The sequence below is a fragment of the Streptomyces sp. WAC04114 genome (assembly GCF_019733245.1).
GTDB lineage: Bacteria > Actinomycetota > Actinomycetes > Streptomycetales > Streptomycetaceae > Streptomyces > Streptomyces massasporeus_A.
In genome coordinates this window covers 23,860-45,628 of record NZ_JAIGQA010000039.1, presented here as the reverse complement: position 1 = coordinate 45,628, position 21,769 = coordinate 23,860, and the positions used below count along the sequence as shown (strand labels likewise).

18 protein-coding genes and 3 pseudogenes are annotated in these 21,769 nt (G+C 71.2%); 9 read left to right on the top strand and 12 right to left on the bottom strand.

Annotated features, from left to right (window positions below):
• Positions 1-14: 14 nt before the first annotated feature.
• From K4G64_RS13755 to K4G64_RS13715, 9 genes are all read right to left on the bottom strand, one after another.
• Positions 15-1,226 (bottom strand): Gfo/Idh/MocA family protein, encoded by a 1,212-nt coding sequence (locus K4G64_RS13755; RefSeq protein ID WP_221756318.1) that lies wholly within the window; start codon positions 1,224-1,226, stop codon positions 15-17.
• Positions 1,227-1,281: 55 nt separating this feature from the next.
• A complete protein-coding gene (locus tag K4G64_RS13750; protein ID WP_030843640.1) occupies positions 1,282-2,328 on the bottom strand; it encodes a substrate-binding domain-containing protein in 1,047 nt (348 codons plus the stop codon).
• Between the two features lie 17 nt (positions 2,329-2,345).
• A complete protein-coding gene (locus K4G64_RS13745; protein WP_221756317.1) occupies positions 2,346-3,365 on the bottom strand; it encodes an ABC transporter permease in 1,020 nt (339 codons plus the stop codon).
• A complete protein-coding gene (locus K4G64_RS13740) occupies positions 3,362-4,879 on the bottom strand; it encodes a sugar ABC transporter ATP-binding protein (RefSeq protein ID WP_221756316.1) in 1,518 nt (505 codons plus the stop codon). Before K4G64_RS13740 ends, K4G64_RS13745 begins: the two co-directional genes overlap by 4 nt.
• Positions 4,880-4,999: 120 nt before the next feature.
• Positions 5,000-6,181, bottom strand: coding sequence for an ROK family transcriptional regulator (locus K4G64_RS13735; protein ID WP_221756315.1), 1,182 nt, complete (start codon positions 6,179-6,181; stop codon positions 5,000-5,002).
• 201 nt (positions 6,182-6,382) lie between these two features.
• Complete coding sequence (locus K4G64_RS13730) at positions 6,383-7,060, bottom strand: GntR family transcriptional regulator (protein ID WP_221756314.1); 678 nt, start codon at positions 7,058-7,060, stop codon at positions 6,383-6,385.
• A gap of 156 nt (positions 7,061-7,216) precedes the next feature.
• On the bottom strand, positions 7,217-8,155 hold the full coding sequence (locus K4G64_RS13725) for a beta-ketoacyl-ACP synthase III (RefSeq protein ID WP_221756313.1): 939 nt from the start codon (positions 8,153-8,155) through the stop codon (positions 7,217-7,219).
• Positions 8,156-8,323: 168 nt separating this feature from the next.
• On the bottom strand, positions 8,324-8,464 hold the full coding sequence (locus K4G64_RS13720) for a hypothetical protein (RefSeq protein WP_167526639.1): 141 nt from the start codon (positions 8,462-8,464) through the stop codon (positions 8,324-8,326).
• Positions 8,433-9,764: an OFA family MFS transporter gene (locus K4G64_RS13715; RefSeq protein WP_221756312.1), complete on the bottom strand. Its 1,332-nt coding sequence runs from the start codon at positions 9,762-9,764 to the stop codon at positions 8,433-8,435. The genes K4G64_RS13720 and K4G64_RS13715 overlap by 32 nt, the downstream gene beginning before the upstream one ends.
• A gap of 256 nt (positions 9,765-10,020) precedes the next feature.
• Here K4G64_RS13715 and K4G64_RS13710 point away from each other — a divergent pair.
• From K4G64_RS13710 to fdhD, 5 genes and pseudogenes are all read left to right on the top strand, one after another.
• Positions 10,021-10,988 (top strand): annotated as a pseudogene (locus K4G64_RS13710) (2-dehydropantoate 2-reductase).
• Positions 10,985-11,551 (top strand): annotated as a pseudogene (locus tag K4G64_RS13705) (molybdopterin oxidoreductase family protein); the annotation flags it as partial. The pseudogenes K4G64_RS13710 and K4G64_RS13705, both read left to right, overlap by 4 nt.
• A gap of 53 nt (positions 11,552-11,604) precedes the next feature.
• A complete protein-coding gene (locus K4G64_RS13700; RefSeq protein WP_221756327.1) occupies positions 11,605-13,437 on the top strand; it encodes an NAD(P)H-dependent oxidoreductase subunit E in 1,833 nt (610 codons plus the stop codon).
• Positions 13,434-14,295, top strand: a pseudogene (locus K4G64_RS13695) (2Fe-2S iron-sulfur cluster-binding protein). Before K4G64_RS13700 ends, K4G64_RS13695 begins: the two are co-directional and overlap by 4 nt.
• Before the next feature lie 7 nt (positions 14,296-14,302).
• Positions 14,303-15,151 carry a formate dehydrogenase accessory sulfurtransferase FdhD gene (gene fdhD, locus K4G64_RS13690; RefSeq protein ID WP_221756311.1) on the top strand — a complete coding sequence of 283 codons (849 nt, stop codon included), beginning with the start codon at positions 14,303-14,305 and terminating at the stop codon, positions 15,149-15,151.
• A gap of 139 nt (positions 15,152-15,290) precedes the next feature.
• On the opposite strand, the gene K4G64_RS13685 is transcribed toward fdhD, so the two are convergent.
• Positions 15,291-16,238 (bottom strand): phosphotransferase family protein, encoded by a 948-nt coding sequence (locus K4G64_RS13685; RefSeq protein WP_221756310.1) that lies wholly within the window; start codon positions 16,236-16,238, stop codon positions 15,291-15,293.
• Between the two features lie 179 nt (positions 16,239-16,417).
• Complete coding sequence (locus tag K4G64_RS13680; protein WP_221756309.1) at positions 16,418-16,780, bottom strand: DUF5335 family protein; 363 nt, start codon at positions 16,778-16,780, stop codon at positions 16,418-16,420.
• 414 nt (positions 16,781-17,194) lie between these two features.
• On the opposite strand from K4G64_RS13680, the gene K4G64_RS13675 reads away from it, so the two are divergent.
• Both K4G64_RS13675 and K4G64_RS13670 read left to right on the top strand, forming a co-directional pair.
• Positions 17,195-17,839: a hypothetical protein gene (locus K4G64_RS13675; RefSeq protein ID WP_260460423.1), complete on the top strand. Its 645-nt coding sequence runs from the start codon at positions 17,195-17,197 to the stop codon at positions 17,837-17,839.
• A gap of 28 nt (positions 17,840-17,867) precedes the next feature.
• Entirely contained in the window at positions 17,868-18,227 is a 360-nt protein-coding gene (locus K4G64_RS13670) for a hypothetical protein (protein WP_221756307.1), read from the top strand.
• Between the two features lie 70 nt (positions 18,228-18,297).
• Here the strand turns inward: K4G64_RS13670 and K4G64_RS13665 are convergent, their stop codons facing one another.
• Positions 18,298-18,732, bottom strand: a complete 435-nt coding sequence (locus tag K4G64_RS13665) for a MarR family winged helix-turn-helix transcriptional regulator (RefSeq protein ID WP_221756306.1) — start codon at positions 18,730-18,732, stop codon at positions 18,298-18,300.
• 103 nt (positions 18,733-18,835) lie between these two features.
• Between K4G64_RS13665 and K4G64_RS13660 the strand changes: the two genes are divergently transcribed.
• Both K4G64_RS13660 and K4G64_RS13655 read left to right on the top strand, forming a co-directional pair.
• Positions 18,836-19,753, top strand: a complete 918-nt coding sequence (locus K4G64_RS13660) for a zinc-binding dehydrogenase (RefSeq protein WP_221756326.1) — start codon at positions 18,836-18,838, stop codon at positions 19,751-19,753.
• Between the two features lie 140 nt (positions 19,754-19,893).
• Positions 19,894-21,765, top strand: coding sequence for a sialidase family protein (locus K4G64_RS13655; RefSeq protein ID WP_221756305.1), 1,872 nt, complete (start codon positions 19,894-19,896; stop codon positions 21,763-21,765).
• Positions 21,766-21,769: the final 4 nt, after the last annotated feature.

The following is a 21,769-nucleotide window of genomic DNA, read 5'->3' as shown; positions in this document are numbered from 1 at the left end:
GGAACTGGCCCTCCTCAGACCGCGATCGGCGTGTAGACGGAGTTCTTCTCGGCGCTCTCCTCGACCGCCGCGAGCACGCGCTGCACCTGCAGCCCGTCGGCGAAGGAGGGTTCGGGGCGGCGGCCCTCGGCGATGGCGTGGACGAGGTCGCGGGCCTGGTGGACGAAGGTGTGCTCGTAGCCGAGGCCGTGGCCCGGCGGCCACCAGGCGTCCAGATAGGGGTGGTCGGGTTCGGTGACGAGGATCCGCCGGAAACCGGCCTCCGCGCCGGGCTCGGTGGCGTCGTGGAAGGACAGTTCGTTGAGCCGCTCCAGGTCGAAGGCGAGCGAGCCGCGCTCCCCGTTGAGTTCGATGCGCAGGGCGTTCTTGCGGCCGGTGGCGTAGCGGGTGGCCTCGAAGGAGGCGAGGGCGCCGGAGGGGAAGCGGGCCGTGAACAGCGCGGCGTCGTCGACGGTGACCTGCCCGGTGCCGGCGGACGTGACGGCGGACAGGCCGGTGGTGGCCTCGGTGGGCAGGGGCCGTTCCCGTACGAAGGTCTCCGTCAGCGCGGAGACACCGGCCAGCGGCTCCCCCACCAGGTACTGCGCGAGGTCGACGATGTGCGCGCCCAGGTCGCCGAGCGAGCCCGAGCCGGCCTGCTCCCTGCGCAGCCGCCAGGTCAGCGGGAACTGCGGGTCGACCAGCCAGTCCTGGAGGTACGTCACGCGCACGTGCCGCAGCCTGCCCAGACGCCCCTCGGCGACCATGCGGCGGGCCTGGGCGGTGGCGGGAACCCGGCGGTAGTTGAAGCCGACCATCGCCACCTGGCCGCGGTCGTGGGCCTGTTCGGCCGCCAGCGCCATCGAGGTGGCTTCCTCGACGGTGTTGGCGAGGGGCTTCTCGCACAGGACGTGCTTGCCGGCCGCCAGGGCGGCCAGGGCGATCTCGGCGTGGCTGTCGCCGGGGGTGCAGATGTCGACGAGGTCGATGTCGTCCCGTTCGATCAGGGCCCGCCAGTCGGTCTCGGTGGAGGCCCAGCCGTGCCGGTCGGCCGCCGCGCGGACGGCGGCGGCGTCCCGGCCGCAGATCACGGCCTGCACGGGGTCCAGCGGCAGGTCGAAGACGCGGCCCGCGGTGCGCCAGCCCTGGGAGTGGGCGGCGCCCATGAAGGCGTAGCCCACCATCCCCACGCGCAGGGGTGGCTTCCCTGCCTCGGTCCCTTCCGGCTGCTCCTGCGGCTGTCCCATACGGGTGTCCTCCTCGTCCTGGTCGGGGTGGCGCACGTGGGGGGTGCGGGGTGGCTCACTTGAAGCCGGTGGACATGTACTGGTCGATGTTGGTCTTGTCGACGACGGCCGAGTAGAGGGTGAGCGACGAGGGGATCTCGAACTCGGCGAGGCCTCCGATGCCCTTGCTCTGGCCGAGGGCGCGGGCGAGGTCGATCGCCGAGGCGGCCATGGTCGGCGGGTACAGCACGGTCGCCTTGAGCACGCCGTCGTCCTGCTTGATGGCCTGGAAGGCGGAGAGCGCGCCGGCGCCGCCGACCATCAGGAAGTCGTCGCGCCCGGCCTGCTCGATGGCCCGCAGCGCGCCCACGCCCTGGTCGTCGTCGTGGTTCCACAATGCGTCGAACTTCGACTGGGCCTGGAGCAGCTGGGCCATCTTGGCCTGGCCGGACTCGACGGTGAACTCGGCGGCCTGCCGGGCGACCTTCTTGATGTTGGGGTAGTTCTTCAGGGCGTCGTCGAAGCCCTGGGTGCGCTGCTTGGTGAGCTCCAGGTTGTCCAGGCCCGCCAGTTCGATGACGCGGGCGCCGGACTTGCCCTTGAGCTTCTCGCCGATGTAGTGCCCGGCGTTGAGGCCCATGCCGTAGTTGTCGCCGCCGATCCAGCAGCGGTAGGCCTGCGGGGTGTTGAAGATGCGGTCGAGGTTGACGACCGGGATGCCGGCGCGCATCGCCTTGAGGCCGACCTGGGTGAGGGCCTTGCCGTCGGCGGGCAGCACGACCAGGACGTCGACCTTCTTGTTGATGAGGGTCTCGATCTGGCCGATCTGCTGGGCGGTGTCGTTGGAGCCCTCGGTGATCTCCAGGGTGACGTCGGAGTACTTCTCGGCGCGGCTCTTGGCGTTGTCGTTGATGGCGTTGAGCCAGCCGTGGTCGGCCTGCGGTCCGGCGAAGCCGATGGTGACCTGCTTGCCGGGCTTGTCGTCGGCGGCCGGCTGGTCGTTGCCGGCCGGTTCGTCCTTGGAGTCGGACGGCTCGTTGCTCGTGCACCCCGTGAGGAGGGCACCGGCGGAGACGGCGGCGGCCCCGAAGAGCAGCCCTCTGCGGCTCGTGATCTCTGGCATGGAGGTGAACCCTTTCCTCAGGTCGTGCTCGCGGTACGGCGCTGGACCAGCACGGCGGCGACGATGATCGCGCCCTTGGCGATCTGCTGGACGTCGCTCTGCAGGTTGTTCAGGGCGAAGATGTTGGTGATCGTGGTGAAGATCAGGACACCGAGGACGGAGCCGGTGATGGTGCCCCGGCCGCCGGTGAGGAGGGTGCCGCCGATGATCGCGGCGGCGATGGCGTCGAGTTCGTAGAGGTTGCCGTTGGTGTTCTGGCCGGAGCCGGCCAGGACGATCAGCAGGAAGGCGGCGATGCCGCAGCACAGCCCGGACAGCAGGTAGAGGTAGAGCCGCTGGCGGCGGACGTCGATGCCGGCGAGCCGGGCGGCCTCCGGGTTGCCGCCGACGGCGACCGTGCGGCGTCCGAAGGTGGTGCGGTTGAGCACCAGCCAGCCGATGACCGTGACGACGGCGAACACCATGACCAGGGGCGGGATGCCGAGGACGTAGGCGTCGCGCTCCCCGAGGTCCAGGACGGACGGCACGGTGACGATCTGCGTCCTGCCGTCCGTGATCTGGAGGGAGAGGCCGCGGGCGGAGGCCAGCATGGCGAGGGTGGCGATGAACGGCACCATCGCGCCGTAGGCGATGAGGACGCCGTTGACCAGGCCGCAGCCGACTCCGACGACGACCGCGGTGAAGAGGATGCCGGCGAAGCCGTACTCCTGGGTGGCGACGGTGGTGGCCCACACGGAGGCGAGGGCGACGATCGCGCCGACCGACAGGTCGATACCGCCGGAGACGATGACGAAGGTCATGCCGACGGTGACGACACCGATCACCGAGGCCTGGGTGAGGACGAGTTGCAGGTTGCGGGTGTCCAGGAACTCGTCGGGCTTGGTGATGCCGCCGATGAGGATCAGCACGGCGAGCACGCCGAGCAGGGACAGCGTGCGGACGTCGGCGCGGATCAGCAGGCCGCGCCAGGCGGGGGGCCGGGCCGGGGGCACCTTGTCGGTGCTGCTGTCCAGCGGCGGGGAGACGGGCTGCGTCATGACGCCGGGCTTCCTTCCATGACCAGGTCGAGTACGCGGTGTTCGTCGAGTTCGCGGGCGGGTGCCGTGTGGACGACGCGGCCCTCGCGCAGCACCAGCACGCGGTCGGCGAGGCCGAGCACCTCGGGCACCTCACTGGAGACCAGCAGGACGGCGAGGCCCTCGTCGGCGAGCCGGCGGATGACCGCGTAGAGCTCGGCGCGGGCGCCCACGTCGACGCCGCGGGTGGGTTCGTCGAGCAGCAGCACCTTGCAGCCGCGCAGCAGCCAGCGGGCGAGGACCGCCTTTTGCTGGTTGCCGCCGGACAGGGTGCGCACGGGCACGGACGGGTTGTCCGGCCGGAGCGACAGTTCGCGGGTCGCGGCCCGGGCGGCACCGAGTTCGGCGCCCCGGTCGATCCAGCCGCCGCGTGAGAAGCGGGACATGGAGGAGACCGACACATTGCGGGTGACGGACTCCAGCATCAGCAGGGCCTGCGCCTTGCGCTCCTCGGGGGCGAGCCCGAGTCCGGCCCGGACGGCGGCCCGTACGCTGCCCGGCTTCAGGGCCCTGCCGTCGACCAGTACCTGACCGGTCGTCGGTTTGCGGGCGCCGTAGACGGTCTCCAGGATCTCGGAGCGGCCGGAGCCGACGAGTCCGGCGAGGCCGACGATCTCGCCGGGCCGTACTTCGAGGTCGAGCGTGTCGAACTCGCCCTGTCGCGACAGACCTTGGACCTGGAGCACGGGCTCTGCGGACGGCGGGGAGACGGGCCGGTCCGGGAAGACGTACTCGACGTTGCGGCCGGTCATCAGGGCGACGACCTCGCGGGTCGGGGTCGACTTCGCGGGCAGTCCGCCCGCGACGGCCCGCCCGTCCTTCAGCACCGTCACCCGGTCGCCGATGCGGCGGATCTCCTCCAGGCGGTGCGAGATGTAGACGACGGCGACTCCGGTGGCGGTGAGGTCGCCGACGATGCGGAAGAGGTTGTCGACCTCGTCCGGGTCGAGGGCGGCGGACGGCTCGTCCATCACGATGAGCCGCACGTCGTGGGAGAGCGCCCGCGCCATGGACACGATCTGCTGCTGCGCCGCGGACAGGTCGCCGACCAGCCGGGCCGGATCGATCTCCGCATGCCCAAGTCGCTTGAGCAGAGCGGCCGTTGATGCCCTGGCCGTCTTGCCGCGTACGACGAACCCGGCGGCGGTCGGCTCATGCCCCAGGTGCACGTTCTCGGCGACGGACAGGTGTTCCACCAGGTCGAGTTCCTGGTAGATGGTGGCGATGCCGAGGCGCATGGCGGCGATCGGCGAGCGGAGCGTCACCCCCTCGCCCCGCCAGCGGATGGTCCCTGTGTCGGGCTGGTGGGCGCCGGCCAGCACCTTGATGAGGGTGGACTTGCCGGCCCCGTTCTGGCCGAGCAGGCAGTGCACCTCACCGGCCTGGACGTCGAGGTCGACGCCGTCGAGGGCCCGGACTCCGGGGAAGGACTTGGTGATGCCGGACATGCTGAGCAGCGGTGGTTCTGGTGCCATGCGGATTCCCCCTGGCGGGCGGGCCGGTGTCAGGGCGCTTGTCGAACAGGCGTGTTCAGGGCAGGGCAGGGCAGGGCAGAGCGGTGAGCTGTGCTGGTGCGGCCGTACGGAGGTGCGGGCTTACGCGGGTGAGAACAGGTGGTCGCTGATGAGCCGGGCCGCGCCGATGACGCCGGCGGTGGGGCCGAGCTCGCCCAGGACGATGGGCAGGTTGCCGGTCGCCAGGGGCAGCGACTGGCGGTAGACCTGGGTACGGATCGCGGCGAGCAAGGTGTGACCGAGGCCGGTCACCCCACCGCCGATCACCACCAGGCCGGGGTTGAAGAAGCTGACCAGCCCGGCGATGACCTGGCCGGTGTGGTTGCCGCCTTCACGGATCAGATCGAGGGCGGTGGCGTCGCCCGCGGCGGCCGCGGCGGAGACGTCGACGGCGGTGAGGCCGCCGTTCGCCTCCAGACGTTGGGCCAGTTCGTCCGAAAGCCCCTGCTGGGCGGCCTCCGTGGCGTCACGGGCCAGGGCGGCTCCGCTGAAGTGGGCCTCCAGGCAGCCCCGGTTGCCGCAGGCACAGGGTCGGCCGTCGGGGACGGCCTGGATGTGCCCGATGTCGCCGGCGCTGCCCGTCGTACCGCGGTAGACCTCACCGCCGACGACGATGCCGCAGCCGATGCCGGTGCCGATCTTGACGCAGAGGAAGTCGGCGACGGTGCGGGCGACGCCCGCGTGCTGCTCCCCCATCGCCATGAGGTTCACGTCGTTGTCGACCATGACGGGGCAGCCGAGTTCCTGGCTGAGCGCCTCCCGCACGGGGAAGCCGTCCCAGCCCGGCATGATCGGCGGTGCCACCGGGATGCCCTCGGGGAAGCGGACGGGGCCCGGGACGCCGATACCGGCGCCGTCGAACCCCTCCGCGAGCCCGGAGGCCCGCAGTTTCGCGGCCATGGCCAGGACCTGCTCGAAGACCGCGACGGGGCCCTCGCGCACGTCCATGGGCTGGTTGAGGTGCCCGAGGGTCTCCAGCTCGGCGTTGGTGACGGCGACGTCGACCGAGGTCGCGCCGATGTCGACGCCGAGGAAGCGCAGTTCGGGGTTGAGCCGGATGTTGTGGGAGCGGCGGCCACCGCGCGAGGCGGCGAGTCCGTCGGCCACGACCAGCCCCGTCTCCAGCAGCCGGTCCACCTCCACGGCCAGCTTGGAACGTGAGAGATCGACCTGGTCGCCCAGCTGTGCACGGGAGTTGGGTCCGCCGTCGCGCAACAACCTGAGCAGTCGGGCCTGGTGGGCGTTTCCGGGTCGTGCGGTCATGCGTCTCACGAGCCCCTCCCCGCCTCGATCGGCCTGTGCGCGCCGGTTTTCCGCCACCTCGGTGGCTTGCTTTCGGAGGGAACGTAGCAGCGGCTGCCGGGAGTGGGAAGAAGTCGCGCAGGAATTGCCCCCTACTTTTTCCACTCACAGGACAAAGAGGCGGCGACGGGCGCCCCGCGAAGGAGCCGCGGAGCCATTGAGCTACGAGCGGGAACGCGCGTGATACGACCGGCGCGTGTGCTCGGTGTGTTCGCGCATGAGCTGGGTCGCGCGCTGCTCGTCCCGGTCGGAGACCGCGGCGATCAGCTCGCGGTGCTCGATCCAGGACTGGTGCCCGCGCCGACGCGCCACCGGCGTGTAGTACCAGCGCACGCGCCGGTCGACCTGGGCGGCGAGTTCGGCGAGGACCGCGTTGCCGGCGAGCTCCATGATCTTGGCGTGGAAGCGGGCGTTCATGGCGACGGCCCCGTCCACGTCGTCCGCCTCGACGGCCTTCTCACCCTCGGCGCACAGCGCTTCGAGGGCGGCGATGCCCGCGCTGTCGGCGTTGGCCGCCGCGAGCCGGGCGGCCTCCGCCTCCAGGAGCGTACGGACCGTGAGGAGCTGGTCGGCCTCCTCCTCCGTCGGCTCGTGCACGAACGCGCCCTGGGCCGGCCGCAGATCGACCCACCCCTCGGTGTTGAGCCGCTGCAGCGCCTCGCGCACCGGTTGCCGGGAGACCCCGAGATGCCCGGCGAGTTCACTCTCGACGAGATGCTGGCCGGGCTGCAGCGCACGGGTGGTGATGAGTTCGAGCAGTGCCTCGTAGACACGGTCACGCAGCGGACCCGGGCGTTCCAGCTTGGGTACCGCCCCTTGGGGCAGGCCTGTCGACAGCATCGCGGTCCCCCTCCTCGGCAGGGCCGTGCACAGCGCGGCGCGAGCCGGTATCGCCGCAGAATCAGTATTGATTGTCTTTCGTCTACAGTCTACGGCGCACAAGCACCAGGGCTTCGGTGAGTTGACCGCGTCACACCACGAGGAACCGACCCGGGCTCAGGGGCAGCGCACGACCTGCCCCGCGTACGACAGGTTCCCGCCGAAGCCGAACAGCAGCACCGGATCGCCCGTGGTGAGCGCCCCCCGCTCGACCAGCTTCGAGAAGGCCAGCGGGATGCTCGCGGCCGAGGTGTTGCCGGACTCGGTGACATCGCGGGCGACGACCGCGTTGACGGCGCCGATCTTCTCCGCGAGGGGTTCGATGATGCGCAGGTTCGCCTGGTGCAGCACCACTCCGGCGAGGTCGGCCGGCTCCAGCCCGGCCCGCTCGCAGGCCCGGCGCGCGATGGGCGGCAGCTGTGTGGTGGCCCAGCGGTAGACGCTCTGCCCCTCCTGGGCGAAGCGCGGCGGGGTGCCCTCGATGCGCACCGCGTTGCCCATCTCGGGAACCGAGCCCCACAGCACCGGTCCGATGGCCGGTTCGCCGGCGGCCTCGACCACCGCGGCGCCGGCCCCGTCGCCGACGAGCACGCACGTGGTGCGGTCGCTCCAGTCGGTCACCTCCGACATCTTGTCGGCCCCGATGACCAGCGCCCGGCTCGCGCCCCCGGCGCGGACGGCGTGGTCGGCGGTGGCCAGGGCGTGGGTGAAACCTGCGCACACGACGTTGAGGTCCATGGTGGCGGCCTGCGGGATGCCCAGGCGGGCCGCGACCCGGGCGGCCATGTTGGGCGAGCGGTCGACGGCGGTGGAGGTCGCGACCAGGACCAGGTCGATGTCCGCCGGGGCCAGCCCCGCCCCGGCGAGCGCCTTGGCGGCGGCGTGGGCGGCCAGCTCGTCGACCGGCTCGTCGGGTCCGGCGATGTGACGCGTGCGGATGCCCACCCGGCTCCTGATCCACTCGTCACTGGTGTCGACCAGGCCCGCCAGTTCCTCGTTGGTGAGGACCTTGGCGGGCTGGTAGTGGCCGACGGCGGCGATGCGCGAGCCGTTCATTGGGTGGATCCCCCTCGTTGCCTTGGGTAGCGGATCCACCAGTCTGATGAGTGACTCACGGGTACGACGGCAGCCAAGGCGACAGGAAACGAGCGCCGGGGTTGTCAGCTTCGGTCAGGAGCTCGGACGCCCGGACACCTGTCGAACGCCCACCCGGCGGCCCGGCTCCTACCCGGTGAACAGCTGCGTCGCCTTGCGGACGAGCTCGTACAGCCCGTAGGCGAGCGGTACGCCCACCCACACCCAGGCGAGGGCGATCAGCCACCGCCGGTCCGGGCTAGGCGGACTCTGACTGCTGTCGCTCGACATGGGCGGCCTCCTTCGGGGCGGGGACGTGGTGGCGGGGGTCGACGGGCCGCACCAGTTCGTTGGCGACGAAGCCGACGACGAGCAGCCCGATCATGATGACGAAGGACAGCCCGTACAGGGACGCGCCGTGCCGGCCCGCCTCCTCCTGCCGGTCGGCGATCCAGTTCACGATCAGCGGGCCGAGCACCCCGGCCGTGGACCAGGCGGTGAGCAGCCGCCCGTGAATCGCGCCGACCTGGTACGTACCGAACAAATCCTTCAGATAGGCCGGAACCGTGGCGAAACCGCCGCCGTAGAAGGAGAGGATGACCAGCGCGCACAGGACGAACAGCGGTTTGGAGGAGTCGCCGAACAGGGCGATGAGGGCGTACATGAGGGCGCCGACGCCCAGGTAGACGCGGTAGATGTTCTTGCGGCCGATGAGGTCGGACGTCGAGGACCAGCCGATGCGGCCGGCCATGTTCGCCGCGGACAGCAGCGCGACGAAGCCGGCGGCGGCCGTCACCGACACCGGGGTGGAGGTGTCCGCGAAGAAGTCCGTGATCATCGGCGCGGCCTTCTCCAGGATGCCGATGCCGGCGGTGACGTTCATGCAGAGCACGATCCACAGGAGCCAGAACTGCGGGGTGCGCAGCGCCTGTTTCGCGGAGACCTGTGGGCCTGCGAAGACACGGGGACCGCTCTCCACGGGTTTCTCGCTGCGCGGAACCCGGACCAGCAGCACACCCAGCAGCATGAACACCGCGTACGACAGCCCGTGCACCAGGAAGGCCAGCGCGATGCCGGAGCTGTCGCTGCCGAACGACTCCAGCATCTGGGCCGACCAGGGCGAGGCGATGAGCGCGCCGCCGCCGAAGCCCATGATGGCGATGCCGGTGGCCATGCCGGGCCGGTCCGGGAACCACTTGATCAGCGTGGAGACGGGCGAGATGTAACCGATGCCCAGACCGATGCCGCCGACGAAGCCGTAGCCGAGGACGATCAGCCAGTACTGCTCCAGGAACGCGCCCAGCGCGGAGAGCAGGAAGCCGGAGGAGAAGCAGAGCAGGGCGACGGTCATCGCCCAGCGGGGGCCGTTGCGCTCCACGAGGGTGCCGCCGAACGCGGCGGACAGGCCGAGCATGACGATGCCCAGCTGGAAGGGCAGCGCGCTCTGGGTGCCGCTGAGGCCGAGCGCGAACTCGAGGGGAGGTTTGAACACGCTCCAGGCGTAGGCCTGGCCGATGGAGAGGTGTACGGAGAGAGCGGCGGGCGGAACGAGCCAGCGGCTCCAGCCCGGGGGCGCGACTGGGGGACTCATGAATCCCGGACGGTAGGGATCCGCAGGGGTGTTGAGAAGACGCGGCGTCGACCGTATGCGGTGAACGGTATGCGGCATGCGCCGAACGGTCGGCGCACGGACCCTTGCCGCCCCAACCTCCATACTGTAGACAATATTTCGTCGACACAAGCCGTCCGCGAGCCGTCCGCGAGCTATACGCGAGCCATAAGCGACCCGTGGGCGGCCGGACGGCAGCCACCTCCGCGGTATCCCTCAAACCGAACGGAGTGTTCCCGTGAAAGTCGCAGTTCTCGGCGCCGGTGCCATCGGCGCCTACGTCGGCGCCGCGCTCCACCCCGCGGGCGCCGAGGTGCATCTCATCGCCCGTGGACCGCATCTGGCGGCCATGAGGCAGCACGGAGTGCGGGTGCGCAGCCCACGCGGTGACTTCACCGCGCACCCCCACGCCACCGACGACCCGGCCGAAGTCGGCCCGGTCGACCATGTCTTCCTGGGTCTGAAGGCCAACGCGTACGCGGCGTGCGGGCCGCTGATCGCGCCCTTGCTGCATGAGACGACCTCGGTCGTCGCGGCCCGGAACGGCATCCCCTGGTGGTACTTCCACCGGCATGGCGGCCCGTACGACGGTCATCGTGTCGAGAGCGTCGACCCGGACGGCGCGGTCAGTGCGGTACTCGCCCCCGAACGGGCCATCGGCTGTGTCGTCTACGCGGCGACCGAACTCGAAGGGCCGGGCGTCGTACGCCACTTGGAGGGCACGCGGTTCTCCATCGGCGAGCCCGACCGCAGCCGCTCCACGCGCTGCCTCGCCTTCAGCGAGGCCATGCGGGCGGGCTGAAATGCCCCGTCGAACCGGACCTGCGCGGCGACATCTGGGTCAAGCTGCTCGGCAACATCTCCTTCAACCCGATCAGCGCCCTGGCCCGCGCGACCATGCGGCAGATGTGTCTGCACGGCGGCACCCGCAAGGTCATCGAGATCATGATGACCGAGACGCTGGCGGTCGCCGAGGCCCTCGGCTGCGAGGTCGGTGTCTCCGTCGAACGCCGGCTCGCGGGTGCCGAGCGGGTCGGCGACCACCGCACCTCCACGCTCCAGGACCTGGAGCGCGGCAAGCCGCTCGAACTCGACGTGCTGCTCGCGGCGGTCGTCGAACTGGCGGAGATCACCGGCCTGGAGGTGCCCACCCTGCGCACCGTGCACGCCATCTCGGACCTGCTCGCGCTGAGGAGCGCCGCATGAGGAATCGCGACCGGACCCCCACGACCTACACCCGGCTCACCCACCCGCTCGTGAGGGACTCCCGCGACGAGCCGTTCCGGCAGGCCACCTGGGAGGAGGCCCTGGACCGGGCCGCCCGGGGCCTCGGGCGCAACCGCGACGCCTTCGGCATGTTCAGCTGCGCCCGCGCCACCAACGAGATGAACTACGTGGCGCAGAAGTTCGCCCGGGTCGTCATGGGCACCAACAACGTCGACTCCTGCAACCGCACCTGCCATGCCCCGAGCGTGGCGGGCCTGTGGGCGGCGTTCGGCTCGGGCGGCGGGACGTCGTCGTACGAGGAGATCGAGCACACCGACGTCATCGTGATGTGGGGCTCCAACGCCCGGTTCGCGCACCCGATCTTCTTCCAGCACGTGCTGAAGGGGATCAGGAACGGCGCCCGGATGTACGCGGTCGATCCGCGCCGGGCGTCGACCGCCGAGTGGGCGGAGAGCTGGATGGGGCTCAACGTCGGCACGGACATCCCGATGGCGCACGCGATCGGCCGCGAGATCATCCACGCGGGGCTCGCGAACGAGGCGTCGGCGATCCGGATCGAGAAGCTGCCCATCGCGACCATCGTGGGGTGACGCAAGTGGACCTGCACTTCGGTGACAGCAAGCCGACGGACGAGGAGCGGGCGGCCGTCGACGCCCTGCTCGGGCCTCCGGAGTCCTCCTGGGAGGGCGCCGCCCGCGATGAGTTGCGAGCCGGCGATCTGAAGTGGGCGCGTGGCGGACGCGAGGCCCGGGACCGCCGCGACCTGCTGCTGCCGGGGCTGCATGCCGTCAACGACCGGATCGGCTGGATCAGCGAAGGTGCCCTCGACTACCTGTGCCGGCGGCTGACGGTGCCGCCGGCGGAGGCGTACGGGGTCGCCACGTTCTACGCCATGTTCTCTCTCGAGCCGCGTCCGGCGACCCTCCTCCACGTGTGCACGGACCTGGCGTGCGCGGCGGCCGGGGCGCCGGAGCTGTGCGCCGGGGTCGAGGCGCGGCTGGGCCTCGGCAGCGGGGTGAGCGTCGAGCGCAGCCCGTGCCTGGGCCTGTGCGAACGGGCCCCGGCCGCGCTCGCGATCAAGGCCGGGGATCCCGTCCGTACGGCCGTCTCGGCGCCGGCGACCGTCGAGGAGGCGGTGCTCGCCGCGTCCTCGCCCGGTTCCGCGCCCGAGGAGCCGCCGGCCGCGCCGGCGGTGCCCCAGGCGGGGCAGGACGGGCTGATGCTGCTGCACCGGGTCGGCGTGGTCGACCCGTCGTCCCTCGACGACTACCGCGCCCACGGCGGCTACACCGCCCTGCGCCGGGCCTTCGAGCTGGGTCCCGCCGGGGTCATCCGCGAGGTCACCGACTCGGGCCTGGTCGGGCGCGGCGGCGCCGCCTTCCCCACCGGCCGCAAATGGCAGGCCACGGCGTCGCAGCCGGACCATCCGCACTACCTCGTCTGCAACGCCGCCGAGTCCGAGCCGGGCACCTTCAAGGACCGGGTGCTCATGGAGGGCGACCCGTACGCGCTCGTCGAGGCGATGACGATCGCCGGGTACGCGACCGGCGCCCACGAGGGCTACCTGTACCTGCGCGGCGAGTACCCGCGCGCCCTGCACCTGCTGGAGCACGCGATCACGCAGGCCCGTGCGCGCGGACTGCTCGGCGACGACGTCCTCGGGCAGGGCTACGCCTTCGACATCGAGATCCGGCGCGGCGCGGGCGCCTACATCTGCGGTGAGGAGACGGCCCTGTTCAACTCCATCGAGGGCTACCGGGGCGAGCCCCGCTCCAAGCCGCCGTTCCCGGTGGAAAAGGGCCTGTTCGGCAAGCCGACGGTCGAGAACAACGTCGAGACGCTGGCCAACGTCCTGCCGATCCTGACCGTGGGCGCCCCGGCGTACGCGGCCATCGGCACCGGGCGCTCCACCGGGCCGAAGCTGTTCTGCGTGTCCGGGAGTGTGGAGCGGCCCGGCGTCTACGAGGTGCCGTTCGGTGCGACGCTGGGCGACGTGTTGACCCTGGCCGGGGTGCGCGAGGGGCTGCGGGCGGTGCTGCTCGGCGGGGCCGCGGGCGGCTTCGTACGGGCCGACGAGACGGACATCCCGCTCACCTTCGAAGGGACCCGGGAGGCGGGCACCACGCTCGGCTCGGGGGTCGTCATGGCCTTCGACGACAGCGTGCCCCTGCCCCGCCTGCTGCTGCGCATCGCGGAGTTCTTCCGGGACGAGTCGTGCGGGCAGTGCGTGCCCTGCCGGGTCGGGACGGTGCGCCAGGAGGAGGCACTGCGCCGGATCGTGGAGCGCACGGGCGCCGACACCGCCGGGGACATCGCGCTGCTGCGGGAGGTCGGCCGCGCCATGCGGGACGCCTCGATCTGCGGTCTGGGGCAGACCGCGTGGAACGCCGTGGAATCCGCCATCGACCGTCTGGGGGCGTACGAATGACCGTCACACCGCTGGGGATCCCGGGCCGCGTGCTGGAGTTCACCCTCGACGGCGAGGAGGCCCGGGTCCCCGAGGGCTCGACCATTCTGGACGCCTGCCGGGCGGCCGGGAAGGAACATCCCGACCCTGTGCGAGGGCGACACCCGGCGCCCCAAGAACGCCTGCCGGGTCTGCGTGGTCGAGGTCGAGGGGGCCAGGACGCTCGTCCCGGCCTGCTCCCGCAAGGCCGAGCCGGGCATGGAGGTCCGCACGGACACCGAGCGCGCCCGGCACAGCCGCAAGGTCGTCCTGGAGCTGCTCGCGTCGTCGGTCGACCTGTCGACGACGCCGAAGGTCGCCGGGTGGCTCAAGGAGTACGAGGCGAAGCCGGACCGCTTCGGCCCGGACGCGGCCCGCCTCGACGAGGAACCGAGGGTCGACAACGATCTGTATGTCAGGGACTACGACAAGTGCATCCTCTGCTACAAGTGCGTGGACGCCTGTGGCGACCAGTGGCAGAACTCCTTCGCGATCTCGGTCGCCGGGCGCGGTTTCGACGCCCGGATCGCCGTGGAGCACGACGCGCCGCTGACCGACTCGGCGTGCGTGTACTGCGGCAACTGCATCGAGGTGTGCCCCACGGGCACGCTGTCCTTCAAGTCCGAGTTCGACATGCGCGCGGCGGGTACCTGGGACGAGGCGCGGCAGAAGGAGACGACCACGGTGTGCGCGTACTGCGGAGTGGGCTGCAACCTGACGCTGCACGTACAGGACAATGAGATCGTGAAGGTCACCTCGCCGCACGACAACCCGGTGACCCACGGCAACCTCTGCATCAAGGGCCGCTTCGGCTACCAGCACGTACAGAACCGGGACTGATCGGAACATGGGACGAGTCACGGAACGACGCAAGGTGATCCGTATCCGGGACGGGGCGGTCTCCAGCCGCCCGGACACGCTCGTCGCCGAGGAGCCGATGGAGATCCGGCTCAACGGCAAGCCCCTGGCGATCACCATGCGCACCCCCGGCGACGACTTCGCGCTGGCCGCGGGGTTCCTGGTGAGCGAGGGGGTGCTGGCGGATCAGCAGGATCTGCAGAACATCGTCTACTGCGCCGGGGCGACGGCCGACGGGTCGAACACCTACAACGTGGTCGACGTGAAGACCGCGCCGGGCGTGGGCGTCCCCGACATCACACTGGAGCGCAACGTCTACACCACGTCCTCCTGCGGGCTGTGCGGCAAGGCGTCGCTGGACGCGGTGCGCACCACGGCCCGGTGGCCCATTGCCGACACTCCCCCGGTCCGGGTCTCCCCCGAGCTGCTCGCGACCCTCCCCGACCGGCTGCGCGCGGCACAGCGGGTCTTCGACCGGACCGGGGGCCTGCACGCGGCGGCCCTGTTCTCGCAGGAGGGCGAGCTGCTGGACATCCGGGAGGACGTGGGCCGGCACAACGCGGTCGACAAGCTGGTCGGCCGCGCCCTGCAGAACGGGGAGCTGCCCCTGTCCCGGACAGTCCTGCTCGTCTCGGGCCGGGCCTCCTTCGAGCTGGCGCAGAAGGCCGTGATGGCGGGCATCCCCGTGCTGGCGGCCGTGTCCGCCCCGTCCTCGCTGGCGGTGGACCTGGCCGCCGAGACGGGCCTGACGCTGGTGGGCTTCCTGCGGGGCAGCTCCATGAACGTGTACGCGGGTGAGGACCGGATCGCTGTGCGGGCCGCGGCCGCCCAGGGCTGAGCAGGCCCTCCCCGCGACACGGCGGCGGGGCCCCGACCGGCGGGGAGCGCCCCCTGCGCCGCAGGGGCCCCGTCTCGGCCCGCCCGGGGCGTCCCACCCAGGCCCCCCTTGGGTCCTGGCGTTCTGGCCCTCGTGTGCGTCACCGGTGCAGGGACTCGGCGACGGCCGGGTCCTCGAGCACGGTGACGCACCAGGCGAAGTGCTCGTCACCGCCGCCCGGCGCGAAGGCGTCGCTCGTGGCCATCGCATAGGCGGCCCGGTACAGCAGAAGGTCGTCGACCGCGTAGCCGAACTCGTCGGCGAACCGCGTGGTGAGCTGCCGGGTGATCTCCGGGGCGTGCTCGGTGCCCGCCGGGAAGATGGCCGCGGCCACGGCGGCGTCGAACCGGGGGTCCCCGCCCGTGGACAGGAAGCCGTAGTCCACGAGGGCGAGCGGCCGCAGATCGTCGTCCACCAGCACGGTCTCCGGGAAGACGTCACCGTGGACGACCGCCTCGTCGGTACGGGGCAGCGAGCGCAGCTTCCGAAGCAGCCGGGCGCGCGTGTCGTCGAAGTCGCGGACATGCGTGGAGAGCCGGTCCGCGTACCGGCTGACCCGCCGGTCCACCAGGTCCGCCAAGGCGGATCCGAAAGTGGCGTGGTCATCCCACAGCGGGCGTTCCTCGTCCAGCACAGGAAGGTGCTTGACCTCGTCGACGTCATGGGCGTCCGCGAGGGCGCGCAGCACGCCGACCAGGCAGTCGACCGCTTCGGGCAGCACCTCGTCCGGGTCGTCGGTGCGGATCCTGCCCGCCAGGGGCTCGCCGGTCAGCTCCCGCTCCACGGTCATCGGGACACCGTCGATGTCCTCGACGGCGAGGATCTCCGGGGTGCCGAACGGCAGGTGCGCCGCGGCATCGGTGTAGAAACGCTGCATCCGACACAGTTCGGATCCCCGTCGGCGCTCCCACACCTTGGCCACCGTTCCGTCCCCGAGTCGGTAGACGGCTCCCTCCACCGCCGCCTCGACGGGCCCGGCGTCGGGATATCCGGCGTCGACGAAATGTCGTACACGCCGGGCCGTGGTGTCCCGTATCGCATCGGACATCTCGCGCCTCCTTCCGCCCCCGGCGTGAACGACCGGCCGGTCGGCGGGGCCGAGGCCGGGACCATCTCCCACGGTAGGCCCCTCGCCCGCACGACACCCGGTGACGGAGGGCTGCCCGGGCGCCGTGCGGTCCGTCACGCGTGTACGGCGCAGCAGTGCGGGCGGGCGCGCCTCAGAGGTCAGGACTCCGTGCCGGATTCCTGGGGAAAGAAGGTGATCAGCGTGGCGGTGCCGTCCTTGTCGACTGTCCGGATCGCCGGCTCGGGAATGTCCCGCGTGGCGACGTCGATCTCCCTGGGGTGCCACACCAGGTGCCGCAGGACGGCGGGGTAGCGCGGCGACTGTCCGCCGACGGAGACGACCACTACGTCGTCCTTCGGGTCGTACAGGATGTTGGCGAAGGGCAGCCGGTTGGCTTCGTACTGGTGCCCGACCTCGGGGTCCAGTACTTCGATGGTGACGAACTCCCCTTGGTGTTCCTCGGTCATCTGGTTGAGGGCGGTCTCCCAGGTGCTGCGGTCGAGCGTTTCGGTACCAGCCATCGTCGTTCCTCCTCCGGTGGCAATCTGCTCTCTCCGCGACGGTATGCGCAGCCCCGAGCGACTTCCTCGGCCTGACAGGCCGAGCCGTCCGGCCCTGCTGGACCTGCCTGGACGAGTCCGGGCCGAAGCCCCACGCGGAAGCAGCGGACGCATGTGGTGTCCTGTGTTCACGGTGTCGAGTAATCCGTCCGGGCGCTTCCGCCTGCAGGATCCAATGGCGACTTCGCCTCCTGTACCGGACGGACGAAGAGAGATACCGGCAGCGGAATGTCTACTGGCTCGTGCCGGCCGCACGGCACGCACAGGCGCAAGGGGAAGAGCCCACCAGCGGTGCCCGTTGCCCGTGGCAACACCACCCTCTTGGCCATCGGCTGAACACATCGCGAGCTGGGAGGAACAATGCGGAACCGGACAATGAGCAAGATCGGCGCACAGCTGTTGCGTCTGCGCCACGACTCGTCGCAGAGCTCACAGGACCGGGCGGCGCCGGCCGACTACGGACTGGACCACGGGCAGGTCGCCGAATTCGTCGCCGGCACGCTGGACGCGGAGGGCGAGGCGGCGCTCGCCCGTCAGGTGGCTCGGCTGCTGCCCTTCCACTGGACCTGGCCGAACCGGGTCGCGGAGGCGATGTCGCAGATCATCGACCACTTCGGTGATCAGCGTGAGCTGATGGCCTGGCTGGATCGGCACCCCGGCCTGCCACGGCTGGTGGCCCGCCTGTACGTCTTCATGGGCCTCCTCGACCGGTACAGCGCGGTGCCCGCGGTCGTGACCGCGATGCGTGAGTACCGGGAGCGGACACCGTATCCGCCGGGCCTGGAGTCCTACCTGGTGCCTGCCACCGATGACGACACGCTCGCCGGCATTGCTTTCAAGGTCGAGAAACTGCTCGGCGAGGAGCGGACCCGGGAGGCGGTCGAACTGGCCCTGGCCACGGCGACATGGCTGCAGCAGATCGCGCCGCGCGCGCGGGAACTCGCACCTGAGGTCGGCGATTTGGACGAGCTGATGGGGCAGGCGCGGCAGGACATCCGGTCTGCGGCAGCCGACATCTGAACACGACAGTCGATACGGCGGTAACGGCATGACGGTGAAATTGAACGCGACGGCGTTCGACCACGCAAAGAAGCTGGCCGAAGAGGACCGGATCGTCCTGGACGACCGGGACGACTGGAGCGAGCACCGGCCTTCGGCGGCGGACGAGAATGCCTATCTCGATGAGCACGGATTCGCCGAGTACGCCAGGTGGTACCTGGGCATCGACGACGAGATGGGAAACGAGACCAAGGGCCGGTACAAGTTCCCCTACGGCGATTTCGATCGTGTCCACCGCTGCGGTGTGCTCTCCGCCGAGGTACGGGCCGGACAGCAGAAATACTCGGACATCCAGAACGCCGCCGCGCACCTGCACGGACTGCTGGAAGGCAGGCGGGCCGGGCGGTGACGGCGCCGAAAAAGGTGCACCTTCATCCGGCCCCCGGCGACGGATCGCCCACTGCCGCCAGCCAGTGCCGCTAGCCAGTCTCGGATATCCGGAGCAGCATCGCCTTGAACTGCTCCCGTTCGGCCGCGGACAGCGGTGCGAGCAGTTCGTCGTTGGCGGCGCGGGCCGCCTTCTCGCAGCGCTTCAGCAGCCGTGCTCCCCGTTCCGTGAGGGACACCGCGTTCTTGCGGCGGTCCTTCGGGTCGGGCTCGCGGACCACCAGGCCGGCCGACTGGAGGTCGTTGAGCACGCCGACCAGGTCCTTGGGGTCCAGCCGGACCCCGCGGCCGAGGTCGGCCTGGGCGACGGGTGCGAGGTCGCGGACGGCGGACAGCACCACGTGGTGCCACATCCGCATGTCCTCCGCGGCCAGTGCCTCGGCCACCAGGGCCCGGCCACGGGCGGCGGCGCGGCCGAGCAGCCAGCTGGGCAGGGAGCGGATCGCGGGGAGGGGTGCTTCCGACATGGGCGCAGCCTAACCACAACATCGTTGGTTCTTCCTATGATCCTCCTATACCGTTGGGCTCCCCAATGAATTCATGGGGAACACCAACGAACCCGGAGGTGCGATGCGCCGCGTCCGCTACGAATCCCGAGGCGGCCCCCTGTTCATGGAGGAGGCCCCGCTCCCCGAGCCCGGCCCCGGAGAGCTGCTCGTGCGCGCGGAAGCCATCGGCGTGACGCTCCCGGTCGTACGCAAGGTCACCGAGGCGGACGAGCCCGTCCCGCTCGGCGGCGAGATCGCGGGCGAGGTCGTGGCCGTCGGAGAGGGCGTCTCGGACTTCGGTACCGGCGACCGGGTGACCGGGCTCTGCTTCGGCCACGGCTACGCCGACTTCGCACTGCTGCACGAGGCCATGGCCTCCCCGATTCCGGCGGACGCGAGTGCCGTCGACGCGGTCGCCCTGGTCCGCAGCGGACTCGTAGCCCTCGGCGCCCTGGAGGCGGCACGCCCCGAGCCGGGCGAGGCGGCCCTGGTCACCGCGGCCGCGAGCGGCGTCGGCCACCTGGCCCTGCAACTGGCCAGGACGCGCGGCGCCGGACGGGTCGTGGGAGCCGTGTCCGACCCGGCCAAGGCCGACTTCGTCCGGGGCCTCGGCGCCGACCACGTCATCGCGTACGGCGACACCGGCTGGGGCACCCCGGTCGACTACGTGCTGGACGCGGTCGGCGGCGAGCTGCTCACCCCGGCCCTGCACGCGCTCGTCCCCGAGGGACGGCTGGTGGCGTACAGCTCGGGCGGCGGCACCATCCAGGCGTACGACCTGCTCGTGGGAGCCAAGTCGGTGATCGGGTTCCAGGTGGCCCGTATCGCCCGCGGGAAGCCCGAGTTGCACGAACGGTGGTGTGCGGAACTGTGGCGGTTGTTCGCCGCGGGAGAGCTCAGGCCGGTCGTGCACCGGGAGTTCGCGTTGGAGGACGCAGCCAAGGCGCACGGGGAGATCGAGGGGCGGTCCAACCTGGGCAAGGTCGTGCTGATCCCCTGACGCACGCTTCTTGTGGGGGGTCTGTGAACCCAAGTACCGTCTGTGGCCCACACATTGGACGTGGGATGTCCGGATGACCGGACTTCTTCCCCCATGCCTCGGTGGTCCAGCCGACAGACGCATGAAGGGCAGGTCGCACCATGCCGTCAAGTCTTCGCGCACGTCTGAGATCCACCCTCACAGCCGCCGTCGCCGCCGGGGCGCTGCTGGCGCCCACCGCCCCGGCACACGCCCAACCCGTCGCCGTCTCAACGGAGTTCGACCAGCAGGTGCTCTTCAAGGCGTCCCAGGACCCGGGCTACGCCTGCTTCCGGATCCCGGCGATCGTGCGCACCACCAGCGGCACGCTGCTGGCGTTCGCCGAGGGCCGGGTCCTCAACTGCGGTGACGCGGCCGACATCGACATCGTCCTCAAGCGATCCACCGACGGCGGCCGCACCTGGGGGCCGCTCCAGGTCGTCACCGAGGGCGCCGGCGACACCCACGGCAACCCGGCGCCGATCGTGGACCGCGACACCGGCCGGATCCTGCTGGCCGAGACGTACAACACCGGCCGTGCGGACGCCGGCAACTGCGCCGTCCCCTGCGACCGCACCCCGCACCTTCAGTACAGCGACGACGACGGCCGCACCTGGTCGCAGCCGCGCGATCTGAGCGACGAGATCCTGCCCGAGCACTGGAACTCCTGGTACGCGACCGGTCCGGTGCACGGCATCCAGCTGACCCGCGGCAAGCACGCCGGACGGCTGGTGTTCGGTGTCAACACCGAGACGTGGAACGGCAGCCGGGTCTCCGCCAACCACGCCGCGCTCGTCGTCAGCGACGACGGCGGCGACTCCTGGCGCGTCGGCGCCACGGACACCTGGCCCATAGGGCAGGACGGCGTGTTCCGGCAGAAGCCGTCCGAGGTAACGCTCACCGAACGCGCCGACGGCGTCCTGCTCGTCAGCGGCCGGGAGCAGGACGGCACCGACCTGGGCCACCGCTCCCAGACCTTCAGCACGGACGGCGGCGACAGCTTCGCCACCCCGTTCCGCGACCTCCCCGACCTGTACACCCCGCAGGTCCAGGGCGCGACCCTGCGCCTCGGCGGCCGGATGCTGCTGTCCGCTCCGGCCGACCCCGACCGCCGCCGCACGATGATGGTCCGCTCCTCCTACGACGGCGGGCGCACCTGGGAGAGCGTGGACCGGGGCACGGTCGTCACCACGGACTGGTCCGGCTACTCCGACATGGTGGCCGTGGGCGGCACCACGGTGGGCCTGCTGTACGAGGGCGGCGCGGTCGACGCGCGCGACGAGATCCGCTTCGCCCGCTTCACCGAGGACTGGCTGAAGCCGCGCCGGGGAGCCGACCCGACCACGCGCGACTCTGCGGCGGGCGCCAGGCCCGCGGCGGTGCTCGGCGGCGCCGGGCGCACGGCCGGTGTCCACGGCGGTGCGCTGGCCTTCGACGGCACCGACGACGCCGTACGGCTGCCCTACCGGTCCCGGCTCCCGCTCGGGGAGGGGGACTTCACGGCCTCGCTGCACTTCCGCTACACGGCCACGACCGGCGAGCAGCCCTTCCTGTGGATGGGCGGCATCGGCACCACCCAGCCGCAGATCTGGCTGCGCGGGGAACCGGCGAGCAACCGCGTCCGGGGGCTGATCACCACCCGGTCCGGGGCGACGACCGTCAGGTCCGCCTCGGTGTCGACCGACGGGGCCCACAACGACGGCCGCTGGCACCATCTGGCCCTGCGTCGCGGCGGAGGGCAGTTGACGCTCTTCCTCGACGGCGAGTCGATCGGCACCCCGGACGTGCCGGGCTCGGTCAGCCGCAACTCCCCCTTCGGCGTGCACATCGGCCAGCGCATGGACAGCCGGGCGTTCCTCACGGGCGCGATCGACGACGTCCGGGTGTGGAACCGGGCCCTGAGCGACGCCGAGTTGGCATCCGGCGCGGCGGGCGCGGCGTCCCGGGGCACGGTGCTGTGGCTCCCCATGGACCAGGTGAGCGGCAGCAACTAACGTC